At 57.7% G+C, this 22,754-nt stretch carries 20 protein-coding genes; 15 read left to right on the top strand and 5 right to left on the bottom strand.

Annotation, left to right across the window (positions count from 1 at the left end):
• Positions 1-215 precede the first annotated feature (215 nt).
• Positions 216-830: a hypothetical protein gene (locus ACLGL1_RS01655; protein ID WP_411007054.1), complete on the bottom strand. Its 615-nt coding sequence runs from the start codon at positions 828-830 to the stop codon at positions 216-218.
• 201 nt (positions 831-1,031) lie between these two features.
• Here ACLGL1_RS01655 and ACLGL1_RS01650 point away from each other — a divergent pair, with 201 nt between their 5' ends.
• From ACLGL1_RS01650 to ACLGL1_RS01635, 4 genes are all read left to right on the top strand, one after another.
• Positions 1,032-3,056 (top strand): DUF5693 family protein, encoded by a 2,025-nt coding sequence (locus ACLGL1_RS01650; RefSeq protein WP_411007053.1) that lies wholly within the window; start codon positions 1,032-1,034, stop codon positions 3,054-3,056.
• On the top strand, positions 3,053-4,129 hold the full coding sequence (gene csaB / locus ACLGL1_RS01645; protein WP_411007052.1) for a polysaccharide pyruvyl transferase CsaB: 1,077 nt from the start codon (positions 3,053-3,055) through the stop codon (positions 4,127-4,129). Before ACLGL1_RS01650 ends, csaB begins: the two co-directional genes overlap by 4 nt.
• Positions 4,130-4,194: 65 nt before the next feature.
• Complete coding sequence (locus ACLGL1_RS01640; protein WP_411007051.1) at positions 4,195-5,256, top strand: glycosyltransferase family 4 protein; 1,062 nt, start codon at positions 4,195-4,197, stop codon at positions 5,254-5,256.
• Positions 5,253-5,819 carry an SH3 domain-containing protein gene (locus tag ACLGL1_RS01635; protein ID WP_411007050.1) on the top strand — a complete coding sequence of 189 codons (567 nt, stop codon included), beginning with the start codon at positions 5,253-5,255 and terminating at the stop codon, positions 5,817-5,819. The genes ACLGL1_RS01640 and ACLGL1_RS01635 overlap by 4 nt, the downstream gene beginning before the upstream one ends.
• A 74-nt stretch (positions 5,820-5,893) precedes the next feature.
• On the opposite strand, the gene ACLGL1_RS01630 is transcribed toward ACLGL1_RS01635, so the two are convergent.
• The 3 genes from ACLGL1_RS01630 to fusA all read right to left on the bottom strand — a co-directional run bounded on the left by ACLGL1_RS01630 (position 5,894) and on the right by fusA (position 9,427).
• Positions 5,894-6,655 carry a hypothetical protein gene (locus ACLGL1_RS01630; protein ID WP_411007049.1) on the bottom strand — a complete coding sequence of 254 codons (762 nt, stop codon included), beginning with the start codon at positions 6,653-6,655 and terminating at the stop codon, positions 5,894-5,896.
• Positions 6,642-7,229 (bottom strand): RNA polymerase sigma factor, encoded by a 588-nt coding sequence (locus tag ACLGL1_RS01625; protein ID WP_411007048.1) that lies wholly within the window; start codon positions 7,227-7,229, stop codon positions 6,642-6,644. The genes ACLGL1_RS01630 and ACLGL1_RS01625 overlap by 14 nt, the downstream gene beginning before the upstream one ends.
• A 125-nt stretch (positions 7,230-7,354) precedes the next feature.
• Positions 7,355-9,427 carry an elongation factor G gene (gene fusA / locus ACLGL1_RS01620; RefSeq protein WP_411007047.1) on the bottom strand — a complete coding sequence of 691 codons (2,073 nt, stop codon included), beginning with the start codon at positions 9,425-9,427 and terminating at the stop codon, positions 7,355-7,357.
• A 251-nt stretch (positions 9,428-9,678) separates the two neighbouring features.
• On the opposite strand from fusA, the gene ACLGL1_RS01615 reads away from it, so the two are divergent.
• Complete coding sequence (locus ACLGL1_RS01615) at positions 9,679-10,338, top strand: peroxiredoxin (protein ID WP_411007046.1); 660 nt, start codon at positions 9,679-9,681, stop codon at positions 10,336-10,338.
• Between the two features lie 147 nt (positions 10,339-10,485).
• The gene (locus tag ACLGL1_RS01610; RefSeq protein WP_411007045.1) at positions 10,486-11,133 is read left to right on the top strand and encodes an FUSC family protein; all 648 of its coding nucleotides are present in this window, start codon (positions 10,486-10,488) and stop codon (positions 11,131-11,133) included.
• Positions 11,134-11,181: 48 nt separating this feature from the next.
• Here the strand turns inward: ACLGL1_RS01610 and ACLGL1_RS01605 are convergent, their stop codons facing one another.
• Positions 11,182-14,406 carry a DEAD/DEAH box helicase gene (locus ACLGL1_RS01605; protein ID WP_411007044.1) on the bottom strand — a complete coding sequence of 1,075 codons (3,225 nt, stop codon included), beginning with the start codon at positions 14,404-14,406 and terminating at the stop codon, positions 11,182-11,184.
• Positions 14,407-14,584: 178 nt separating this feature from the next.
• On the opposite strand from ACLGL1_RS01605, the gene ACLGL1_RS01600 reads away from it, so the two are divergent.
• From ACLGL1_RS01600 to ACLGL1_RS01560, 9 genes are all read left to right on the top strand, one after another.
• Positions 14,585-15,358: an MBL fold metallo-hydrolase gene (locus tag ACLGL1_RS01600; RefSeq protein WP_411007043.1), complete on the top strand. Its 774-nt coding sequence runs from the start codon at positions 14,585-14,587 to the stop codon at positions 15,356-15,358.
• Between the two features lie 19 nt (positions 15,359-15,377).
• Entirely contained in the window at positions 15,378-16,679 is a 1,302-nt protein-coding gene (locus ACLGL1_RS01595) for a S1C family serine protease (protein ID WP_411007042.1), read from the top strand.
• 215 nt (positions 16,680-16,894) lie between these two features.
• Positions 16,895-17,476: a hypothetical protein gene (locus ACLGL1_RS01590; RefSeq protein WP_411007041.1), complete on the top strand. Its 582-nt coding sequence runs from the start codon at positions 16,895-16,897 to the stop codon at positions 17,474-17,476.
• Positions 17,477-17,502: 26 nt separating this feature from the next.
• Positions 17,503-18,705: a radical SAM protein gene (locus tag ACLGL1_RS01585; RefSeq protein ID WP_411007040.1), complete on the top strand. Its 1,203-nt coding sequence runs from the start codon at positions 17,503-17,505 to the stop codon at positions 18,703-18,705.
• The gene (nirJ2, locus tag ACLGL1_RS01580; RefSeq protein ID WP_411007039.1) at positions 18,702-19,691 is read left to right on the top strand and encodes a putative heme d1 biosynthesis radical SAM protein NirJ2; all 990 of its coding nucleotides are present in this window, start codon (positions 18,702-18,704) and stop codon (positions 19,689-19,691) included. The genes ACLGL1_RS01585 and nirJ2 overlap by 4 nt, the downstream gene beginning before the upstream one ends.
• Before the next feature lie 7 nt (positions 19,692-19,698).
• Positions 19,699-20,190, top strand: a complete 492-nt coding sequence (locus ACLGL1_RS01575; RefSeq protein WP_411007038.1) for an AsnC family transcriptional regulator — start codon at positions 19,699-19,701, stop codon at positions 20,188-20,190.
• Complete coding sequence (locus ACLGL1_RS01570; RefSeq protein ID WP_411007037.1) at positions 20,190-20,714, top strand: Lrp/AsnC family transcriptional regulator; 525 nt, start codon at positions 20,190-20,192, stop codon at positions 20,712-20,714. The genes ACLGL1_RS01575 and ACLGL1_RS01570 overlap by 1 nt, the downstream gene beginning before the upstream one ends.
• Positions 20,704-21,024: a hypothetical protein gene (locus ACLGL1_RS01565; protein WP_411007036.1), complete on the top strand. Its 321-nt coding sequence runs from the start codon at positions 20,704-20,706 to the stop codon at positions 21,022-21,024. Before ACLGL1_RS01570 ends, ACLGL1_RS01565 begins: the two co-directional genes overlap by 11 nt.
• A 290-nt stretch (positions 21,025-21,314) precedes the next feature.
• Entirely contained in the window at positions 21,315-22,748 is a 1,434-nt protein-coding gene (locus tag ACLGL1_RS01560; RefSeq protein WP_411007035.1) for a sodium:solute symporter family protein, read from the top strand.
• Positions 22,749-22,754: the final 6 nt, after the last annotated feature.

The raw sequence follows: 22,754 nt of genomic DNA, 5'->3' as shown, positions 1-22,754 counted from the left end.
TGAAAACAGCTCTCTACGAGCAAGGCCCCTCCTCTTTTTTGAGGAGGGGCCTTGCTCGTCTGGGCATAGGCGGACATGTCTGCAATATCGCTAGGGGTGGTTCTGGCGAAAGTAGGGTAGGGCTAGGTTTATAAAAGAGCCTTTCCTTAGGAGGCTTTTACTTATGTTGACCGGGCCCTGTTTTTGGCCGGGCCGGCTTGGAAGGCCGGTGGGGCTCAGCCCGGGCGCTGGTCAACCAGGGCGGCGCTTTCCTGGACGATCCGCCGGGCTTCAGGGAGGAGCTGGAGGGCGGCTTGGGTCCGGAGGTAGCTTGTATCCAGGGCAGCTTCGCCAAAGCGGAGCCGGTCCAGGGCATCGGCGTCTTTTAGGAGCCGCCAGACGGTGCGCTGGTTTTCGGCATCCGGGGCATGCTGGAAGGCCTTGAGGGCCAGGGCATCGTCCCGGTCATGAAAGGCGATGGCGGCGTAAACCGGCCGGCTAAAGGGGCGGCGGTGGGCATTGGTATACTGGCGGTAGTAGTGGGCAGCCCGGAGGCCGTGGCCGACGTCAAAGCCATCATCCAGCCGGCGGCTATCGTGAAAAACGGCGGCCAGGGCGGCGTCATGGACCTGGTCTTCGGCCAGGCCCTCCAGCCGCCCAATCATCAGGGTGAAGAGGAGGACCCGAGCACAGTGGTGGTAGGTATGGTCCCGGCTGCCGGTCCAGCCGAACTGGACCTCTTCCCGTAAAAAACGGTAAAAAGCCCTAAATGAAGGGGCATAAGCCCTGGGGCTTTGAGCCGTAAGGTAGTGGTCAAAGGCAGTGACAGGCGTTTGTAGTAGGATACTCATAGGTCCTCCTTCTGGTCATATGGTCTCGTCTCTCTTTAGGATAACCTAAGGCCGGGCCGGACAAAAGGGCCTTGGACCCTTCCACCAAACTTTTACAAGGGCCATATCTCTTATAAACCTAACACCGGGTGTATTTCACGCCGGGGCCAGGTGTGTTACAATATGGGAGATATGATCACATGTAAAGAGAGGTTACAAATCATGCGGAAAAATTGGCTGGTATGGGCTGAAAGAGGGGCTATAGCCCTGGTGGTCCTGGCCCTGGTCCTGTCCTCACTGGTGGCGGTCAAGCGCCTAGCGGTAGAGGCAGGGGACAAGGCTGTCAATATCATTGTGAATGAAACGGATGTCCGAGCCCTGGCCAGTGGGAATAAAAAAGACCTGGCGACCATGCTGGGGATTTTAAAAGACCACGGGGTCAGCCAGGTCCTCTTTAAGGAGGAATCCCTCCGGGGCCTGGCCGATGAGGGGAAGGTGGGCATTTACCAGGGGCAGAATGTCCGGGATGCCCGGGACCCCGGCCGCCTGCCGGCCTTCACCCCCAATGATGCCATGCGGTATATTGTCATTTATGATGAGGCCTGGCGGGGCCAGGTTAAGGCAGAGGTCCTGGCCAAGGTCCGGGGGGCCATCTTCATTGCCGGGGGGGCAGAGGGCTACGATGTTATCGCTGTACCCTCTATGATCACCCAGAACAAGCAGGAAGAAGACATGGCGGCCGATGCAGTTGACAGCATCGGTGTGGGCTATGACCAGGCTGTGATGCAGGCTGTTGCGGACCAGGCCATGGGGGTCGTGGTTCAAATCCGGACCTGGCGGGGCAATGATGACCCGGCCTACCGGCAACTGCAGGAGGACCTGGCATCGGTGCCCAACCTGGTCCTGGTCTTGATGAATGATAAGGTGGTCCCCGGTTATCCAAATGCTTTAGATAAACTCCATGCGGTGCTGACCGATGACCGAGGTCTGCCTAAGGTCCCCCTGGGGATTGTTGAATTTTCCAAGCAGGCGGGCCTGGAAAAGTTGGGCGTCCTCCTGGACAAGGAGGTGGTTCGGGTCCATACCATTTCCAATGCAGAGATGAGCGAATTTCAAGGGGAAACCGAAGCAGAAAGGCTCCAAGGGGAGCAGCAGGCCCTGGACCGGTGGAGCCTGGCTGTTCGGGAACGGAATATGCGGGGACTCCTGGTCCGGTTTTTTGATATTGCAGAACCGGGCTATGCCCTGGATATGAACCTCAATTACCTGGATGCTCTGGGTAAGTCCCTGGAAGAAGACGGCTTTAAGCTGGGCCAAGACTATGCCGGTCTCCAGCCTATTGAAACGCCGGATTGGCAGCAGGGGCTCATCGGCCTGGGGATTGTGGCCGGGGTCTTTCTCTTCTTGCGCCGGCTCGGCCTGGAAAAGATGGCTGTCCTGGCAGCCCTGGTCCTGGCCGCCGGGTGGATTGCGGGCCTAGTGGTTGCACCGGTCCTGGCCCTTAAGGGGATGGCCTTTATCAGTGTGGTAACCTTTCCCAGCCTATCGGCCCTCCTCTTTCTCAATTATGGAACAGACCGCTTTAGCCGGGCGGTGGGCCGACTGCTCCTGATGTGCGCCCTGACCTTTGTTGGGGCGGTTCTCATGGTGGGGCTTCTGTCCTCCCAGCTCTTTATGCTCAAGCTTAGCCAGTTTGCCGGGGTTAAGCTGGCCCATGTGATTCCTCTCCTGGTAGTGCCGGCGGTCCTCTTTATCTGGGACCAGCCCGACCCCTGGGGCCGGGTCAAGGCCCTGGGCCAGAAACTGGTCGACTACCGCTACCTGGTCCTCTTCGGGATTTTAGCGGTGGCCCTGGTCATTTATGTGAGCCGGACCGGGAACAGCTCGGCGGCCATCAGTGATACGGAAATGGGCTTCCGCCAGTGGCTGACGGATATCTTGTCTGTCCGGCCCCGGTCTAAGGAATTCCTGATCGGTTACCCCTTTACCCTGGCCTGGTTCCTCCTGGCCCGCAAGCGGGTAGGCTGGTGGCTCATGACAATTCCAGCCCTTATAGGCCAGGTATCGCTGGTGAATACTTACGCCCATATCCACACGCCTCTGGCTGTGAGCCTCTGGCGGAGTGGGAACGGGCTCCTGGTGGGGATTTTATTGTCAGCCCTTTTATGGGGGCTCTTCCGCCTCGGTCAGTGGGGCTGGAGAAGTAACCGGGCGAAACAAGCGACCTTAAAAGGAGGCGGCAAATGATGCGGATTACCTTAAGCGGTTACTACGGCTTTAATAATGCCGGTGACGATGCCGTCTGTGAATCGATTATCGCAGCCCTGGCCAAAGAAATGCCGGCGGCTGACCTAACCCTCCTCTCCAATGCGCCGGCTGACAGCCGGGCCCGGTTTGGGGTCGATGCGGTCAACCGCTGGCAGGTCCGGGGCGTTGTAGGGGCCCTTTTGAAAAGTGACCTCCTCATTTCCGGTGGGGGGAGCCTCCTCCAGGATGTGACCAGTAAGCGGGGCTTTATCTACTATCTGGCAGTCATCGTCCTGGCCCGGCTTTGCCGGGTCCCGGTCCTGGTATATGGTCAGGGGGTTGGCCCTTTAAATGATGGCCTCAACCGCCGGCTGACCGCTGCGGTCTTAAACCGGACCCAGGCCATTACTGTTCGGGACCGGGATAGCCGGCACCTGCTCAAGGAGATGGGGGTCCGGGTTCCGGTCCTTATTGCAGCAGACCCGGTCCTGGCCTATGAGGGGACCGGCGGCCGGCCGGTCCGGACCCTCCTGGCCCAGGCGGGTATTTACGAGGCAGACAAGCTGGTCATCTGTGCCCCCCGCCCCTGGCAGGGGGTGGACCGGGTCAAGGCCTTTTCGGAAGGCTTAGACGTCCTGGCCCGGCAGGGTTATAAGGTGGCCCTCCTGCCCATGCAGCCGGAGGCGGACATGGCCCTGTGCCAGGCCATTGCCGGGCATATGACCGAGCGGGCCTATGTCCTGGAGGGGGACTATCCCTTAAATGAACTCTTTAGCCTCATGAAAGCCGCTGACCTGGTGATTGCCATGCGGCTCCATGCCTTGATTATCGGGGCGGTTTGTAACTGCGCCCTCCTGGGCCTCCCCTATGACCCCAAGGTGACCGCCTTTATGCAGCGGGTCGGCGGCGGGGAAATCCTGGCCCTGGAAGACATGACCCCGGCCAGCCTGGCAGACGGGGCCCAGGCGGCCCTGGCCAAGGGCCCCTGTGCCCCCAAACGGGTGGCCACCCTCAAGGGGCTGGCCCAGCTGCCGGCGGCCCTGGCAAAAAAGATGGTAAAAGGCCGGCAATAGCTTGAAATAGCCTTAAAATACCTTTACAATGCCTATATGGAGATTATACTAATGGAAGTGTTGCAATGATATCAGACAACCTTTTGATTAATATTTTATGGGTGGCGGCCGGGGCCTTTTTATTGACAGCCTTTCTCGTCCCCCTGGTCAAACTCCTGGCCCTACGGATTGGGGCAGTCGACAAGCCCAACCAGCGGAAGGTCCACACCAAGATCATGCCGCGGATGGGGGGCCTGGCCATTTATGCCGCCTATTGGGTGACCACCTTTATTGCTCTGCCGACCGACCGGTCCCTGGTGGTGGTCTTCCTGGGTGCAACCCTGCTGGTCTTTGTAGGCATTGTCGATGATATGACCGATATGCCGGCCAAGCTCAAGCTCCTAGGCCAAGTGATTGCAGCCGGGATTGCCTGCGCCGGTGGGGTCCGGATCCAGTTTGTGACCGGCTTTATTGGGGCAGAGGTCTTTAACCTGGCCTGGCTGTCTGTGCCGGTATCCATCATCTGGATTGTGGCTATTGTCAACGCCATCAACCTCATTGACGGCCTGGATGGCCTAGCCGGTGGGGTTGCAGGCATTGCCGCCCTGAGCATGACCATTGTGGCCCTGCAAAATGGCGACCTGTCGACTGCCCTGATGGCCATTGGCCTAGCCGGTGCCTCCCTAGGCTTCTTACTCTATAACTTTCACCCGGCCTCTATCTTTATGGGGGATACCGGGAGTATGTTCCTGGGCTACATGCTTGCCATTATCTCTATCCACAGCGCCTCGAAGGGGCTGACGGTGGTTTCGGTCTTTATTCCGATTCTTATTTTAGGGGTGCCTATTTTTGATACCCTCTTCGCCATTGTCCGGCGGTCGCTGGCCGGCCAGCCGATTTTTGAAGCAGACAAGGCCCATCTCCACCACTGCCTCTTGCGGATGGGCTTATCCCACCGGAATACGGTGCTCTTAATCTATGCCATTAGTGCCGGCTTATCCGGGGCGGCCTTGATTGTCAATTCTTTAACAACGGCCAAAGGCTTTTTGGTCTTTGTGCTGGTTCTTCTTGGGGTCCTCTACGGCGCTCACCGTCTGGGCATCCTAGGGAAAGCATATCAAATCAACCAAAAGGAGCAGAAAAAATGAAATTAAAAAACGTTCTTATTGCTTTAGCCATTGCCGTTGTCGTCGGCCTGGCCCTAGGGAGCATTATTGCTTATACCAGCGGGGCCCTCTTTGGTCCCAAGGACCCCCTCGTCACCGCCTCCTCTTCAGATGTAGAAACCTCCCTGGTCAATGCCTCTGACCTGGAAAACCAACAAAAGAAAGAAGACCGGGCTAAGGCAGAGAAGGCCCTGTCTGACGCTGAAAAGGAAAGTAAAAAAGCCGACCAGTCTACTTCTGAAAAGAAGACCAAGACCCAAAAAACTGAAAGCACCACCAGTCAAAGTCAACCCCAGCAAGCAGCCAACACCCAGGCAGCTGCCCCCCAGCAGCAACAAGCTCAGGCAGGTGGCGGGAGCGCAACCATTAATGTCCAAGGGGCTGACCTGAACATGCGGGCCGCTGCAGATCCATCTGCAACCATCGTCGGTAGTGTATCCAACGGGACCCAGGTTACCGTCTTAGACCGGGCCAACGGCATGGTTCACATCCAAACCGGTGACGGTCGCCAAGCTTGGGTTGCCCAAGACTATGTTAATGGCTGATTAGATTCTGATACGATTTCATCATAACAAAACGCCTTACCCGACCGGGTAAGGCGTTTTTAGGTCCGGGCCGCTTAGGCCGGCAAGAGGGCCAGGAGGTCCCGGCTGCTTAGGCTGTCTTCAGCGAGCAGTTGGTACTCGATGCCGGCGTCCTGCCAGATGACCGTGGCCATGGATGATTCGGATATGTCATCGCCGCCGTAGGCGATGTTTAGCCGGCCGGTCCTTTCTAAAGCCAGGTCTTCTTCGGTTTTCTCGTAGTTTCCGGGGACCAGCCGCTGGGTGTAGTCGACCAGTTGGTACTGGATGCCCTTTTGGGTTACGACGGTGTCAGCGGGATCTAGTTCTAAGGGGTTTAGAGCCGGACTGGCGAAAAGATTGAGCCGGGTCCCGGCCTTGTCTTGATAACTGGCGATGAGGTCTTTGGCGGTAACTTCCTTATTGCCGGCCTTATCCTGGTAGGTGCTCTCGCCAATACTGGCCTCGCGAAAGGTAAAGGGGCCCAGGGCTTCCGGTAGTTGGGGGATAAAGCCCAGGTCGGCCTTTAGGGTGTCGGCGTCGGGCAGGCTGTGGTAATCGGCGAAGATGCTGCTATGGCTGATGATGCCGCCCTCGCCGAAGACGCCGGTGGCGTACAGGGTCCCGACAGAGAGGCAGAAGACAGCCGCCGCTGCCATGCCGGTAACCAGCCGGCGTCGGCCCTTACGGGCTTTTTGCTTTCTCTCTTGGGCCGGCAGTCTACCGGTCAAGCGGTCGGCAAAGTCAGCCGGGAGGGTTTGTTTTTCAGCGGTCTCTTGAAATAGGTTGGTGAGCTCTTGGTCCTTATAGGTGTTCATGATGTGCCTCCTTAGTCACTTGCATTGCCTGGCTTGTGGCCGGCCGGTCTGGGCCATCGCTTAAGAGCAGGGCCCGTAACTTCTTCCGGGCATGGAAGAGGCGGGATTTGACGGTGGCCTGGGGGACCTGGGTCATGGCGGCGATTTCTTTAACGCTAAAACCGGCGTAGTAGTAGAGGGTGCAGGTATCCCGTTGGGGATCAGGCAATTGGCCAAGGGCTGCCTGGAGACGGTCGCTGTCAGTCGTTGCCTGGTTGGGCCTTGAGCTGGTAAAGAGGGGGTCCATATTATCCTGGGGGACCTCTGCTTGCCTTCTTTTGATGTAGTCAAGGGCGGTTCGACGGAGGATTTGGTAAAACCAGCTGCGGAAGGCCCCGGCCTGGCGCAACTGGGGTAATTTCTGCCAACAGGTGAGGAAGGCCTCCTGCAAAATATCCTCGGCCCCATCACCGGCCCAGAGCCAGGCGGCCCGGTAGCCCTCAGCCTGGAAGTGGCGAACCAGCTCGGTAAAGGCCGCCTGGTCGCCGGCCTGGGCCTGCTTGACCCAGGCTACCCATTGCTTTGAAGAAATCATATATATGCTCCTTTCCGGAAGGGTCTTCACTTATAAGAGGGCAAAAGGGGGCCAAAGGTTTAAATATCCAGATAAAAAAGCCAGCAACCATGATGTGAGGTTGCTGGCTTTGGTATGCTTAGGCCTTATTCACTTTTTCCTTTGGCCGCTTCAGCGGCTTCAATGACTTTTTCAGCAATGCCGGCCGGTACTTCTTCATAGCGGATAAAGGTCATGGTAAAGGTGCCCCGGCCCCGGGTCATGGCCCGGAGGTCAATGAGGTAGTCGAACATTTCTGCTTGGGGGGCTTCAGCAATGAGGAGCTGGGTGCCGTCGGCCTCCTGGTCCATGCCCAGGATCCGGCCCCGGCGCTTGCTCATATCGCCCATAACGTCCCCGAGGTTTTCTTCCGGAATGGAGACTTCTACCTTGCAGATGGGCTCCAGGAGGACCGGCTGGGCTTCAGCGGTCCCCTTGCGGAAGGCCAGCTGGGCGGCCAGTTTAAAGGCCATTTCGTTGGAGTCGACATCATGGTAGGATCCATCATAGAGGGTGGCCTTGACCCCGGTCATGGGGTAGCCGGCCAAGGGGCCGTGGACCATGGCGTCCTTGAGCCCCTTTTCAACGGCCGGGAAGAAGTTCCGGGGGACAGCGCCGCCAAAAATTTCTTCGGCAAAGACAAAGTCCTCATCGCAGGGTTCGAACCGGACCCAAACATCCCCGTACTGGCCGGCGCCGCCGGATTGTTTCTTGTGCTTGCCCTGGACTTCGGCCTTGGTGCGGATGGTTTCCTTGTAAGGGATGATAAAGGGGACCCGGTTGACCTTGACCCCAAAGGAGTCTTCCAACCGTTCGATGACCACGTCCAGCTGGGTATCGCCTAGGCCGCCAATGGTGAGCTGGTGGGTTTCCCCGTCCCGACGGACGATAAAGCTGGGAAATTCTTCCGAGAGCCGCTGGAGGCCCTGGGCCAGCTTGTCTTCATCGTTTTTAGCAGCGGCTTCAATGGCATAGTAGATAACCGGGCTGGGGAATTCGACCCGTTTATAGACCACCGGGTGGGCCTTATCGCAGAGGGTATCCCCGGTTTCGGTGTGCTGGAGCTTGGTGACACAGCCAATATCCCCGGCCTGGAGTTCAGCGACTTCCAGCTGGTTCTTGCCCCGTAAGGCCGATACGGTGCCGAATTTTTCGGCCGTGTCCTTAGAGGCGTTATAAATATCCGAATTCTTACTGACCCTACCGGATAAGACCTTGAAGATGGAGATCTTGCCCAGGAAGGGGTCAATGATGGTCTTGAAAACCACTGCGGAGAAGGGCTCTGTCGGGTCGACTCTGCGTTCTTCGCCGCTTTCATAGCGGAAGCCGATATTGGCCCGGTCATCATTGGGGGCCGGCATGTAGTTGACAATCATATTTAAGAGGATGTCAATGCCGATGCCCTTTTCGGCAGACCCAACCAGGAGGGGGACCGCATCCCCTTCCAGGAGGGCCGAGGTCACCCCGCGCAGGAGGTCCTCCCGAGTGAATTTTTCCCCGGCGAAGTATTTTTCCATGAGGACTTCGTCACTTTCCGCAACGACTTCGGCGATTTCTTCATACATCCGCTCGGTGGCCTTGACCTGGTCATGGGTCAGGTCTGTTTCCAGGGGCATGCCGTCGGTGTACTTAAAGCCCTTTTGGAAGATGACATCTGTCACCCCGACAAAGGACTCCCCTTCGCCAATGGGGACGGAAAAGGGAATAACCTTTTTACCGAAGGCTTCTTCTAACTCTTCCATAATCTTTCGGAAGCTGACGTTTTCCTCGTCAATCTTATTGACGAAGATTAGTCGGGGCAGGCCGATTTTTTCACAGTACTTCCACATCCGTTCCGTACCGGCCTGGACCCCGCTGGTGGCGTCAATAATCATGAGTGCACTTTCAGCGGCCCGTAGGGCACTGTAGGCTTCACCGATGAAGTCCATATGCCCCGGGGTATCGATGATATTTATTTTCAGGTCTCGCCATTCGACAGGGATGACAGAGACGCCAATGGAAGATCCCCGGGCCATTTCCTGCTTGGAAAAATCCGACAGGGTGTTTTTATCTGCGGTCAGGCCGATTTTTTTGGTGGCGCCGGACTGGAACAACATGGCTTCAGTCAAATTGGTTTTTCCGCTGCCGGAATGGCCAACCAGGGCGAGGTTACGCACTTTCTCTGTGGGATAAACGTTCATGCAAATCTTCCTTTCTATGGGTATGGGACAGCTTGTCCGCACTTACGCCTGCTTAGGCAGGGCTTTGATGCATTCTATTATCTAAATAGTACATTAGTTGTAAAGATTAAGAAAGTCTTTTTTTGCACAAATACGTGAATTTGGCTGATTTTTCAATAAAAGACCTCTTTTCAGCGAAAAGACCCGCCGGTTTGACAGTCGGCCGGGGATTTTTTACAATACAGCTAAAGAAGCTTATAAGGAGGATGACTATGCCAAGCAATATTCCTATGATCGGTGATCCGGCACCGCCCTTTTCTGCGGAGACAACCAAGGGGAGCATCGCCTTTCCGTCAGACTATACCGGTCAGTGGGTGATTTTATTTTCTCACCCCGGTGACTTCACCCCGGTTTGCAGTACAGAACTGATGGCCCTGGCCCGGATTTATGACCAGTTTGAAGCCCTGGACTGTGAGCTCATTGGCCTGTCTGTAGACTCCCTGTCCTCCCATATGGCCTGGCTGCGGACCATGGAGCAGATGCGCTGGCTCAATGGCGAAGAGGGGCAGGCCATCCCCTTTCCGGTGATTGCCGACATCCACCGGGAGGTCGCTGAGGCCTATGGGATGATCCACACCACTAATCCTGAGGTGACCGTTCGGGCTACCTTTGTCATTGACCCGGCCGGGGTCATCCGGGCCATCCAATACTATCCGGAAACCACCGGCCGCAACATGACCGAGCTCCTCCGGCTGGTCAATGCCCTCCAACGGGTAGACCGCCAGGGGGTCAAAACGCCGGCAGACTGGCAGGTCGGTGATGACGTCATCATGGCAGCCCCTGACCACTGTATGCTGGATGAGAAGCCGGAAAAGGGAGACCATAAGCGCCTGGCCTGGTTTTTAAACTTCACCGGCGACCAGGAGGCTTAAGCCTTTAAAATGTGACAGAGCCCTGCAAGGGGCTTTTTCTTTTCGGGACAGCCCTGAATGAATTAGGCTATAATGGGGTATAATGAGCTAAAGTGCCGGGGGAGGGCCCCGGGCTCTTGGCGTACTTGACGAAGAGGGAGGCAGGTTATGTCTGATCATCAATTACCATCCGGCCCCTTTCATATGGGGATGCGGATTTATAAAACCGGTCTGGCGGCCCTGATTTGTCTGCTCTTCAGCCGGGGCCTGGGGGGCTACCCCTTCTTTGCTGTGGTGGCGGCCCTTATCTGTATGAAGCCCACCTTTGAAGACAGCCTGAAGGTCGGGCTCAACCGGGTCCTGGGGACCATTATCGGCGGTTTTGTGGGCATGGGGATCCTGGCCGGGGTCACCGCCCTGGGTCTTGACCAGGGGGACCTTGTTTATGATGTCCTGGTGGCCCTGGGGGTCATGTTTCTCATTAAGCTCATCGCCCTGATCAACCGGGCGCCGGCTGCGGTGATTACCTGTGTTACCTTTTGCTCCATCCTGCTCATGCCGGTGGGCCAGGCCTCTATTGTCCAGTACTCCCTCATGCGGATCCTGGATACCCTTTTGGGGGTCTTTGTGGCCCTGCTCATCAATGAGCTCCTGCCCAAGTACCGGCTCAGTGCCCAAGAGGCCGCTGACCTGGAAACCAAGCTGGAGGCCCAGATTGAGGCCCGGGTCACAGAAACCATGGATGAAACCATGGCCGATGACCTGCGGCGGGCCGAGGCCGGCCAAGAGCGGGATAAACCGGATAAAGACCAATAAAAGAAGAACCGTTTGCCGATCTGAGGCAAACGGTTCTTCTTTTATTGCTTATGGCCTGGGCCCCAGGTCAAAGAGGTCACGCAGGTCTTCAGGGGTCAGGCTGGAGAGGAGGCCCTTGCTTTCGCCGACGATTTGGTCAGACAGGCTGGACTTTTTCTCCTTTAAGGCCATGATTTTTTCTTCAATGGTGTGCTTGCAGATGAGCCGGATCACATGGACGGTCCGCTTCTGGCCGATCCGGTGGGTCCGGTCTGTGGCCTGGTCTTCGACGCTTTGGTTCCACCAGGGGTCAAAGTGGATGACTGTATCGGCGGCTGTCAGGTTGAGGCCGGTGCCCCCAGCCTTGAGGCTGATCAGGAAGACCGGGACGCTGCCGCCTTGGAAGCGGCGGATCAGGGCCATCCGTTCATCGGCCTTGGTCTGGCCGGTGAGGATCAGGTGGTCAATGCCGTGGCGGTCCAGGGCCTCGCTGATCAGGTCAATCATGGAGGTGAACTGGCTAAAGAGGATCATCCGGTGGCCGTGTTGCTGGCGTTCCATGATGGTTTCCACCGCTAACTTGAGCTTGGAGGAGGGCTGGTCAAAGCTGGGCAGGAAGAGCCTGGGCGAGCAGCAGACCTGGCGGAGCCGCATGAGGAGGGCCAGGATTTTAATCCGGTTTTGGGGGAGGCCCTCATTGGCCAGGGCCTGGATGACCGTTTCCTTGGATAGGGCCAGCTGGCTGTCGTAGATCCGCCTTTCCTCGTGGCTGAGCTCGGTGTAGAGGGTGGTTTCAATTTTTTCCGGGAGCTCGGTGAGGACATCGCTCTTGACCCGCCGTAAGAGGAAGGGGGCCATTAAAAGGCGGAGCCGGTAGAGCCGGCTTTCGTCTTCATAGCGGCTGATGGGGATGTCATAGATATGGCGGAACTGCCGCCAGCTCAAGAGGTAGCCGGGCATGCAAAAGTCCATGATGCTCCAGAGGTCGGCCAGGGCATTTTCCATGGGGGTCCCGGTTAAGGCGAAGCGGTGGCGGGCCGACAGGCTTTTGAGGCTCTTGGCATTTTGGGTGTAGCTGTTTTTGATAAACTGGGCCTCGTCGGCAAAGATGGTATCGAAGGTGAAGTGGCTATAGAGGGGGTGGTCCCGCCTGAGGGTGGCATAGCTGGTGACCAGGACCGACCCGACCGGGGCCTCTTGGATGGCCTCCCGGCGTTCATCGGCATTGCCGGTGATAATCCGGTAGGGGAGGCTGGGGGCAAACCGGGCCAGTTCATCCTCCCAGTTATAAATCAGGGAGGTGGGGACCACGATTAAGGCCGTGGCTTCCGGGTCCCGGCGCTTCCGGTAGAGGAGGTAGGCAATGGCCTGGATGGTCTTACCCAGGCCCATGTCATCGGCCAGGATGCCGCCCATGCCCAGCCGGGACAGGCCCACCAGCCAGCGGTAGCCTTGGACTTGGTAGGGCCGGAGGACTGCCTGGAGGCTTTCCGGCGGGGCGATGGGCTCTTCCGTTAGGTGCATGAGCCGGTCGGCTAAGGTCCGGAGGTCATCGGACAGGTGGAGGTTCAGGGGGCTTTCATCGACTAGGGCCTGGAGGCGGACGGCCCGGTAAGTGGGCAGTTCGATGGGGTCCGGCTCCGTTAAGTCTTCCGGGTCCAGGTCCAGGTCATTCAGGAGCTGGTCCAGCTCGGCCACAGCCGGGTTGACCAGGTTGAGGAATTGGCCGTTTTTCAGGCGGATGTAGCGGCGACCGTGCCGGTAGGCCTTCAGGAGGTCGGCCAGGGCCGGAATGTCCACTTCGGTATCGTCAAAGGAAAGCTCAATGGTCCCATGGTTGATGCTGGAACTCATCTGGGGGATGACCGGGTTCTTCGGCCGGATCCGGCGGAGCCTTTCCTCGATATCGACGGTGGCCAGGGCCATGAGCTGGGGCAAGCCCTCTAAAAGGAAGTTGTAGAGGGCCTCTTCGCCGACTAAGAGGACCTCATCTTCATTGACCGAAAACCGGTAGGCCCGGAGGAGGGCAAAGATATCCTCTTCAGCGGCCAGGTCCCGTAGGGCCTCCTTGTCGTCCTGGGCCAGCAGGGGGTTAAAGCTGGTATCTCCATAGCGGAAGGTCAGGAGACCGGACAGGCAGTCCTCAGCCGGGTAGGAAATCAGCATGTGGGCGTGCAGGGGCTTTTGGGCAAAGCGCTGGCGGAGGGCCTGGGAGAGCTCCACCTGGAGGAGGCCGGCCAGGGGGGTCAGGGCATTGGCACAAAAGGCGGCAGCCTCGTCCTCGGTGAGGACCAGGGTCTTAGCCTCGTGGCCATCCAGAAAGTCATAAAGGGGCATGACATAGCGGTTGTAGACCGCCGAGGGCCGGATGATGGTTTCCTTGGTCATGAGGTAGCGGTAGCGGCCGCCGGGCTTTAAGGGGGTGTAGCCGGCCTCCAGGCTCAGCTGGTAGCGGCCATCCAGCCGCTGGCGGAGGGAGAGGGTGTCCTTGGGGTCGGCATAGGTCAGGGTTCGGGTGCTGGTAGCCTTGCCATTGGCCTGGACGTCGACCCTGGGGTCCTCGCTTTGGGCAATGAAGTCAAAGAACCGGTCAAATTGTCCCGGGGTGAGGTATAAATAGCGTTTGACCGGCGGGGTCCCGCCGGCTTCCCGGTAGAGGGCCAGGCTGGTCAGTAAGAGGTCAATATAAAACTGGGCCCCTTCTGAGAAGTAGCGCCGGTCATGGGCCACTTCCAGGTACTTCCCATAGCGGAAGACTTCCTTATGGGTCAACCGGTCCACAAAATCAGATAGGTTTTTTATGATATAATGGCTTTCGTCTCTGGCTATGCGAAAGGTGAGGGCAAAGCGGCCGGTGTACGGGTCAAAGTCAAGGGTAGGCAGTAATTCGAGGGGGCTTTCTCTGACCAGGGACAGGTCGGCCTCGTAGGCGGCCAGGAGCTGGTCGGCATCTAGCTGCCGCTTGTCTTCATCAACGGTTGCCTGGGCCATATTGAGGGCGTCAAAGGTCGCCCGGAGGAGGGCCACCTGGTGGCGGCAGAAACCGGTCGATTCCGCAGCCCGGTAAATCTCGCAGCTACAGTAGGTTTCCGGGGCGGCCCCTTCAATAATGGCCAAGCGGGGGCGTTCACCGTTGACGGTGCCATCGGCAATGATGGCCCTTTCGAGGGTATCCGGGTCAAACCGGTCTTCCCAGTGGAGGTCCTGGACCCCACCGGTCAAGTGGGCGGCAATCCCGGCAGACATTTCATCGGTATTGATGACGTATTCGGTAATCAGGTCCCTTAAACTCATTTCGACTCCTTTCTTCCACATCTTTATCAGATGATTATACCACGTTTGTGGAAAAAATGTCAGCGGGGGCAAACTTTTATATCGCCGACATCTTCTTAACAAAGCCTAGATGGAACCGTAACTTTTCACACACGAAAGGCCCGTCGGAGACGGGTATACTATATACAGGAGGCAAGACATGCACTACATATCCCTGGCGTCGTCCAGTAAGGGCAACGCCGCTTATTTGGCAACAGCCGCCGGTGCCTGGCTCATTGACTGTGGCATATCCATGCGGCGGATAGGGCAACTCTTAGCCGGCCAGGGCCAGTCCCTGGACCGGGTCCGGGGGATTTTTCTCAGCCATGAGCACCGGGACCACATAGCCGGCCTGGGCCCCCTGCTCAGGCGCCACCCGGTTCCCTGCTATGCCACGGAAGGCACCTGGGCCGCCCTCTTGGCCGGCCAGGGTCTGGGGACCTTTGACCGGGGCCTGGTCCATATTTTGCCGGAGGGGGCGCAGACCATTGAGGACCTGTCGGTCAGCCTCCTGGGCCTGTCCCATGACGCCGCCCAGCCCATTGGCTTCAGTTTTGCAGCCGAGGGGGTCAGGCTGACCCAGGTCACCGATACCGGACAGGCCAGCCCGGCCATTGGCCAGGCACTGGCGGCCAGCGATATGGTGGTCCTGGAGGCCAACCATGATGTCGACCTGGTCAAGACCGGCCCCTACCCCTTTTATCTGAAAGAGCGGATCCTGAGCCCCTACGGCCACCTGTCCAATGCGACAGCGGCCCGCCTCCTGGCTGGCCACCTGGGTGACCGGACCCGGCTGGTGGTCTTAGCCCATTTAAGTGAGAAGAACAACCGACCTGAACTAGCAAGGAAGACCCTTGTAGACGCCCTCCCGGACCATGCTGACCGCCTGCCCATCTTGCTGGCGGGCCATGACCCGGTGGACGTCCACATATGAACCATTAAGGAGGCATTTGATGTTTGAGGATAAGAATAACCCCTTTAACCCGTCCAACCGGCCCTCTGACGGCCAGGAAGGACCGGACCAGCCGACCATAGATGTGACCGGCCGGCCGGCAGACCCGGCCCCACAAGCTGACCGGGTCCTCCCCCGGACCCAGGTCCGGGTCAATGACCAGCGGCATAGGGCCCGGGCGGAAAAACCGAAGAAAAATACCGGCCTGACCCGGTTGATTGCCACCGTCCTCATCGCCCTGCTGGCCGGTGGGGTAGGGGGCTGGGCCGGCAACGCCCTCTTTAACCGCCAGGCCCAGACCGGCGGGACCATCCTGTCAGGCCCCAAAGCAACAGCTACCAAGACCGTTAGCAATACAGGGACCCTCAGCGTGGCCGATATTGCTGAAAAGGTGGTTCCGGCGGTGGTAGGGGTCAATAACTTTGGCAAGCAGACCACCATCTTTGGCCAAACCGGGGAAATGAACCAGGCCTCCGGCAGCGGGGTCATCATCCGGGAAGACGGGACCATGGTCACCAACTACCACGTCATCAGCGGGGCCACCCGGTTGACCGTCACCCTGGCCGACGGGAGTACAAAAAATGCCAAGGTCATCGGCTATGACCAGGAAAGTGACCTGGCCGTTCTGGATATTGAAGGGAGCGGGTACCCGACTGTTGACATCGGCGATTCCGATGCCCTGCGGGTCGGCCAACTGGCTGTGGCCGTCGGTAACCCCCTAGGCCAGACCTTCTCCCAAACCGTCACCGATGGGATCATCAGCGGAATCAACCGGGAAATCCAGATGGGCAACCAAACCTACAACCTCCTCCAGACCAACTGCGCCATTAACCAGGGCAACTCCGGTGGCGCCCTCGTCGATGGTCAGGGTAAGCTCATCGGGATCAACAGCGTCAAGGTCCAGGCCGAGGGGGTCGAGGGGCTGGGTTTCGCCATCCCGGTCAATAATGTCATGCGGATTGTCGATAAAATTGAAAAGGGCGAATCCCCATCCGCCCAACCCTTTGTAGGCATTTCCGGCTATAGCCTGACCGCAGAGATGGCCGCCCAGCTCAACATTGACCAGACCAGTGGCCTCCTGGTCGTCCAGACCGTTGAAGGGAGCCCTGCTGATCAGGCCGGGATCCTGCCTGGGGATGTCATCACCGGGGTAGACGGTAAAAGCCTCAAGGGCTACGAGGACTTACAAGCCATCTTAAAAAATCATAAGGCCGGCGACACCCTGACCCTGGACGTCATGCGACGGAACAAGCAGGGCCAGGCAAAGATTACCCTGGGTGAGCAAACCGGCGTACCGGCTTAAAGGTATAGAGAAGGACCCCGCACATGGCGTGCGGGGTTTTTTAGCAGGAGTAATTGAACCTATAGGCAGCCTTCATAGACCAGGGTATGACGGCGGTGTAAAAATAGTATATAATGAGAAAGACGCCATAAAAAGAATACCCCTCAGGGTAATCTGAGGGATAAGCAATCCATTAAGAAAAAGGGTATAATTAATGACCATGGAGGGTATATAATATGATACTTTTATATAAAGCCCCAGCCGGCAAAGACCTGGACCTGGCCCTGGCCTTTTTTGACCGGGTCAAGCTGGCCTACCGGCTCTTGGACGATGAGGCAGCCGGCCACTCGCTCAAGGCCTTAATCGAAGGGGAAGATAGCCCCAGCGGCCAGGAGGCCGACCAGTCAGCTATTATTTTCAGCAAGGACTACAGTGAAGAAGAGGTCCGGCGGATCTTAGACCTGGTCCTGGCCGCCGGCCTCCGCCTGCAAGTCCCCATCCTGGTCACCGAGGCCAATGGCCAGACCAGCCTGGGCGAGGTCCTGGCCGATATGGCTGCCCAGCAGGCCTTTATCGGGACCCTGACCCACCTGCAACAATTGATTGATGCCACCGGGCGGTTGCACGAAGAGGACTATGACCCGGACAAGTGGAGCGAGATGAAAATCGCCATTGCTGATGCCAACGATGTTTTAGCGGACTTAGTGGGGGAAGACGCAGAGGCAGCAGCCCAGGCCCGGGAGACCATTACTGATAAAAGGGATGCCCTGGCAGCCAGCATGGAGCGCTTGCTGTCTTACACCGGGCCCAGCCACTAGAGGAAGATGTATAAGGAGGAAGAGGCTTGTTAAGCTTAACAAAATTACTAACCGGCGATGTCTACTTTGGGGATAGCCTGAGATATACGGAGAAAAGTCGGAACCAAAAGCACGGGGTATCTGAAGGCCGGGGCCCGGTCGTGGCCTGGAACTATACCCGGACCTGCAACTTAAAATGCAAGCACTGCTATGCCCATGCAGAGGCCAAGCAGTATGAAGGGGAACTGACCACTGAAGAAGCCAAGGCCTTTATCGATGACCTGGCTGACTTTAAAGTCCCGGTCATCCTCTTTTCCGGTGGCGAGCCCCTGGTCCGCAAGGACTTCTTTGACCTGGCCGCCTATGCCCGGGAAAAGGGTATCCGGGCCACCCTGTCGACCAATGGGACCCTCATTACCCCGGAAGTGGCCCAAAAGATTAAGGACCACGGCATCGGCTATGTGGGGATTTCTATTGACGGCCTGCGGGAAACCAACGATGCCTTCCGGGGGGTGGAAGGGGCCTTTGACGCAGCCATGGCCGGTATCCGCAACTGCCGGGCTGTTAACCAACGGGTCGGCCTTCGCTTTACCATCAGCCGGTCCACCATGGATGACGTCGACGCCGTCCTGGATATGCTGGAAAATGAAGACATTGACCGGATCTGCTTCTACCACTTGGTTTATTCCGGCCGGGGGGAAACCCTGGTCACCGATGACCTGACCCATGAAGAAACCCGGGCCATTGTCGATAAAATCTGCGACCGGGTTGTCGAATGGGATGAGCGGGGCCTGAAAAAAGAAGTCCTCCTGGTGGACAACCATGCCGATGGCCCCTACATGTACCTGAAATACAAGGACAAGGACCCGGCCCGGGCCGCCAAAATTTGGCAGCTCCTGTCCATGAACGGGGGCAACCGGAGCGGGATTGCCTTCGGCGAAGTGGACCACTTGGGCCATGTCCACCCGGACCAGTTTACCCAGCACCATGACCTGGGCAGCGTTAAAGACCGGCCCTTCAAGGAAATCTGGACCGACATGTCCAACCCGATCTTAGCCGGCCTCAAGGACCGGAAACCCCTCCTGGATGAAAAATGCCAGGCCTGTAACTGGCTGCCCATTTGTAACGGCAACTTCCGGGCCCGGGGTGAAGCGGTGACCGGCGACTTTTGGGGCTTTGACCCGGCTTGCTACCTGACCGATGAAGAACGGGCCATGCCCAACCCCCTCATGGAAGGTGATGCCGAATGAAAATCATGAGTTGGAACACCACCAATGACTGCAACCTCTTTTGTGCCCACTGCTACCGGGAGTCGGGTCAAAAGGATACCGGTGAACTTACGACTGACCAGGGCAAGGCCTTAATTGATGGTGTGGCCCGGGCCGGCTTTCATATTATGATTTTTTCCGGCGGGGAGCCTATGGCCCGTCCGGATATTTATGAACTCATTGCCTATGCCAAAGAACAAGGCCTGCGGCCTGTTCTAGGGTCTAACGGGACCCTGATTGATGAAGAAGCCGCCCGCCGGTTAAAGGAAGCGGGCCTCATGGCAGCCGGCATTTCCCTGGATAGCCTGGATGCCGCCAAGCACGACAAGCTCCGGGCCAAAGAAGGGGCCCATGCCGCGGCCATCCGGGGCATGGAAAACTGCAAAAAAGCCGGCCTCCCCTTCCAAATCCACACCACTGTCATGGATTGGAATGAGGGCGAAGTGACAGACATCATGGACTTCGCCGTCGATATCGGTGCCCGGGCCCACCATATCTTCTTCCTGGTCCCGACCGGCCGGGGGGAAGACATTGTCGACATGGCCCTGGACCGGGAAGCCTATGAAGGGGTCCTGACCCGGATCATGTCCAAGGCCAAGGAAGTCCCCATTGAAGTCAAGCCCACCTGTGCCCCCCAGTTTATCCGGGTGGCCGATAAGGTCGGCCATGACCAGCGGTTTCGCAAAGGCTGCCTAGCCGGGATTACCTATTGCATTGTCAGCCCCAAGGGGGATGTCCAGCCCTGCGCCTATATGAAAATGGCCATCGGCAATGTCAAAGAGAAACCCTTTGATGAAATCTGGGCCGAGAGCCCGGTGTTCAAAACCCTCCGGACCGAAAGCTACAGCGGCCAGTGTGGCCAGTGCAAATACGGCGCCAGCTGCGGCGGCTGTCGGGCCCGGGCGGCCTACTACCACAAAGGGGACTTTATGAGTGCCGACCCCCTGTGTATTTTAAATCAGGAGTGATACAAGCATGGTTCAGATGGATGATTTAGACCGGGCCATTTTAATGATCTTGCAGCGGGGAATCCCCCTGACCCACCGGCCCTATGCCGACATGGCTGAAGAAATCGGCAATACCAGTGAGGAAGAAGTCATTCACCGGATTGCCCGCTTAAAAACCGACAATATTATCCGCCGCATGAGTGGCTTCTTTAACTCCCATGCCCTGGGCTACCGGTCCATGCTGATCGCCGTCCGCCCGGCGGAAGGTCACTTTGATGAAGCGGTCCAGGTGATCAACCGCTACCCGGGCGTGACCCACAACTATGAGCGGAGCCATGACTTTTGCATCTGGTTCACCCTCATAGCCATCAACCAGCCCACCTTGGACCATATTCTGGATACCATTGAAGCAAGCCCCTATGTGGCAGATATGCTCCGCTTTGAAATGAGCAAACGCTATAAAATAGATGTGACCTTTGATGTGACCAAGGCCGATGACAAGGGAAAGGAGGAGGCCTAATGTCCAGCCCTGTAACAGAAAGGGAACGGGCCATCGTCCGGGCCCTGCAAAATGACCTGCCCCTGGTACCCGAACCCTACGCTGCCCTGGCTGAGGAAATGCAGATCAGCGAAGAAGAGCTCATGGCCGGCATCCAATCCTTAATGGACAAGGGCTGTCTCAAGCGGATCTCCATTGCCCTCCGCCATAAAAACGTGGGCTTTACCATCAATGTGATGGTGGTTTGGGATGTGCCGGATGACCAGGTCGATGCCATTGGTAAGAAAGTGGCGGCCCACCCGGCGGTGACCCATTGCTACCGGCGGAACCGGGACCCCCGCTTCCCCTATAACCTTTACACCATGGTCCACGCCCGGACTGATGAAGAATATGACCAAATTATCCAGGAGCTCCTGGCCATTATCGGCCAGGATACCCCCCACGATGTTTCCTTTGATGCCCTCCGGTCCATGCGGGAACTGAAGAAGATCGGGATGAAGTACTTTATCGAAGACCCTGAAGATGTGATTGAAGATGAGGGCTAGGGGACCGGACAGGGGGGATGAGGGTCTTTTCTTTGGCCGGCTCGGCCGTGACCTGGCCATCCTGGGGGCCCTCCTCCTGCCCCTAGGCCTGGGGGCCCTGGCCGGCTTTTTGCTGGCCCTGACGCCCAAGGCCTTTGCCCCGGGGGTCATCTGCCTGGCCCTGGGTGTTTTTAATATGATAGCCCTGGCCCTTTTGGAATTATCCGGCCAGTTGGAGGGGGCCCTGGTTCGGGTTGGCTATCAGCTGGCCTTTATTCTGGCCCTGGTCGGCTATGCCGGCATTTATCTCAAGGCCTTCGGTCTCTTATAAGGGGCTGTGTCAGAATGAGTAAAATCATTCGGCACAGCTCCTTGCTTATAGACAAACTTAGCCCTAATTGATTTACAAAATTCTCCTTAGCTATATATTATAAGCTTATATGGATATATCCATAAACAAAGTCCCTCCTCATTGTTTTGAGCTGGGACTTTGTTTGTTGGAGGGGCTATGTTGCAACAGCCCCTTTTTTATTTGCAAACGTATTAGTTTTTTTTATTTTCATAATGTCCTGCCAGCCTGTACAATAGTCGTTAAAAAACAATGACATGGAGGCGTGGACAATGACTTTAGGAATTGTAGTGGTATACATGGCTGTACTCCTGGGGGTCTCCTGGCTGGCAGCCTTATTCCAGCGGGGCAAGACCTCTGAAGCCTTTCTTTTGGCAGATAAGCAGCTGCCCTGGCCCCTGGTTGGGGTCATGATTGCCGGCCTGGCCATCGGCGGGGCCTCGACGATTGGGGTGGCGGAAAATGCCTATGAGAGTGGGCTTTCGGCCGGCTGGTATAATGTGGCCTGGGCCTTGGGCCCCATCCTGGTCGGCTTCTTTTTAGCGGCCCGGGTCCGGATGACCAACCAGAAGACCGTCAGCCAGATGCTCGGGTCGGTCTTTGGCCCCGCCTTTGAGGGCCTGGCGGCGCTGGTCCAGGTGGTTATCAACACGGTGATCATTGCCCTGCAGATCATCGCCGGTGGGGCCATCTTGAGCGTCATTTTACCCAATGTCTTTACCGAGACCACTGGGATTATTTTTTCGGCAGTGATGTTTGCGGCAGTGGCGGTCATGGGTGGCCTCTTGGCAGCGGGCCTGTCCAATGTGGTCAATATGCTGGTCATCTACCTTGGGGTGGTCTTGGGGGTGGTCTACCTCCTCCAGTCCAATGGGGGCGTGGCCGGTCTCCAGGCCCTGCTGCCGGCCGGCATCAGCGGTGATGGGAGCCACTGGTTTTCCCTGGTCAAGGGGATGCCGGCAGCGGTCATTATTGCCTGGTGTGTGACCATGACCCTCCAGTGCCTGCCCAATACCGGGGTTATGCAGAACTTCATCGCCGCCCGGACGCCGGCAGATGCCCGCCGGGGGGCCTTTTTTGGGGCGGCCATTATGATTCCCTGCGGGTTTTTAAGCGCTATCTTCGGTATTGCCTGCCAGGCCCACTTTCCGGACCTGGCCAATACCGCCGCGGCCCTGCCCACCATGGTCATGACCCTGCCGCCTATCCTATCCGGCCTGCTCCTGGCCGGCCTTTGGGCAGCAGACATATCGACGGCGACCGGCCTCCTGGTCGGGGTGGGGACCATTTGCACGGAGGATATTCTTTTTAAATACCTGGTGACCGGTGAAAACCGCCGGCACCGGATGGTCATCACCCGGCTGGTGATCCTGGCTGTAGTCCTGGTGGCCACCCTGGCGGCCCTGCGCCTGTCCGGCATCTTAAGTACCATCATGGTGGCCCTGGCCCTGTATGCCCCCTACACCGTCCTCCTGACGGCCCTCTACCTCTTTCCGGGGGCGGTTCGCCGGTCCAGCGGCTGGCTGACCTTTCTATTTGGTGCAGCGGCCCTGGTCGTGGTACAATGGGTACAGCCGGCCTGGCGGCTCTTTGACCAGGCCATTTACTCGGTGCTATTATTCTCCCTGCTGGGCTTTTGCCTGGCCCTGCTGGACCGTCGTCCGGTAGCGGCGCAAAACTTATATGTGAACAAAGAAGTAGAGTAGATTTTT

Source organism: Peptococcus simiae (assembly GCF_046569735.1).
Classification (GTDB): domain Bacteria; phylum Bacillota; class Peptococcia; order Peptococcales; family Peptococcaceae; genus Peptococcus; species Peptococcus simiae_A.
This window is presented reverse-complemented; position numbering and strand designations above follow the sequence as displayed.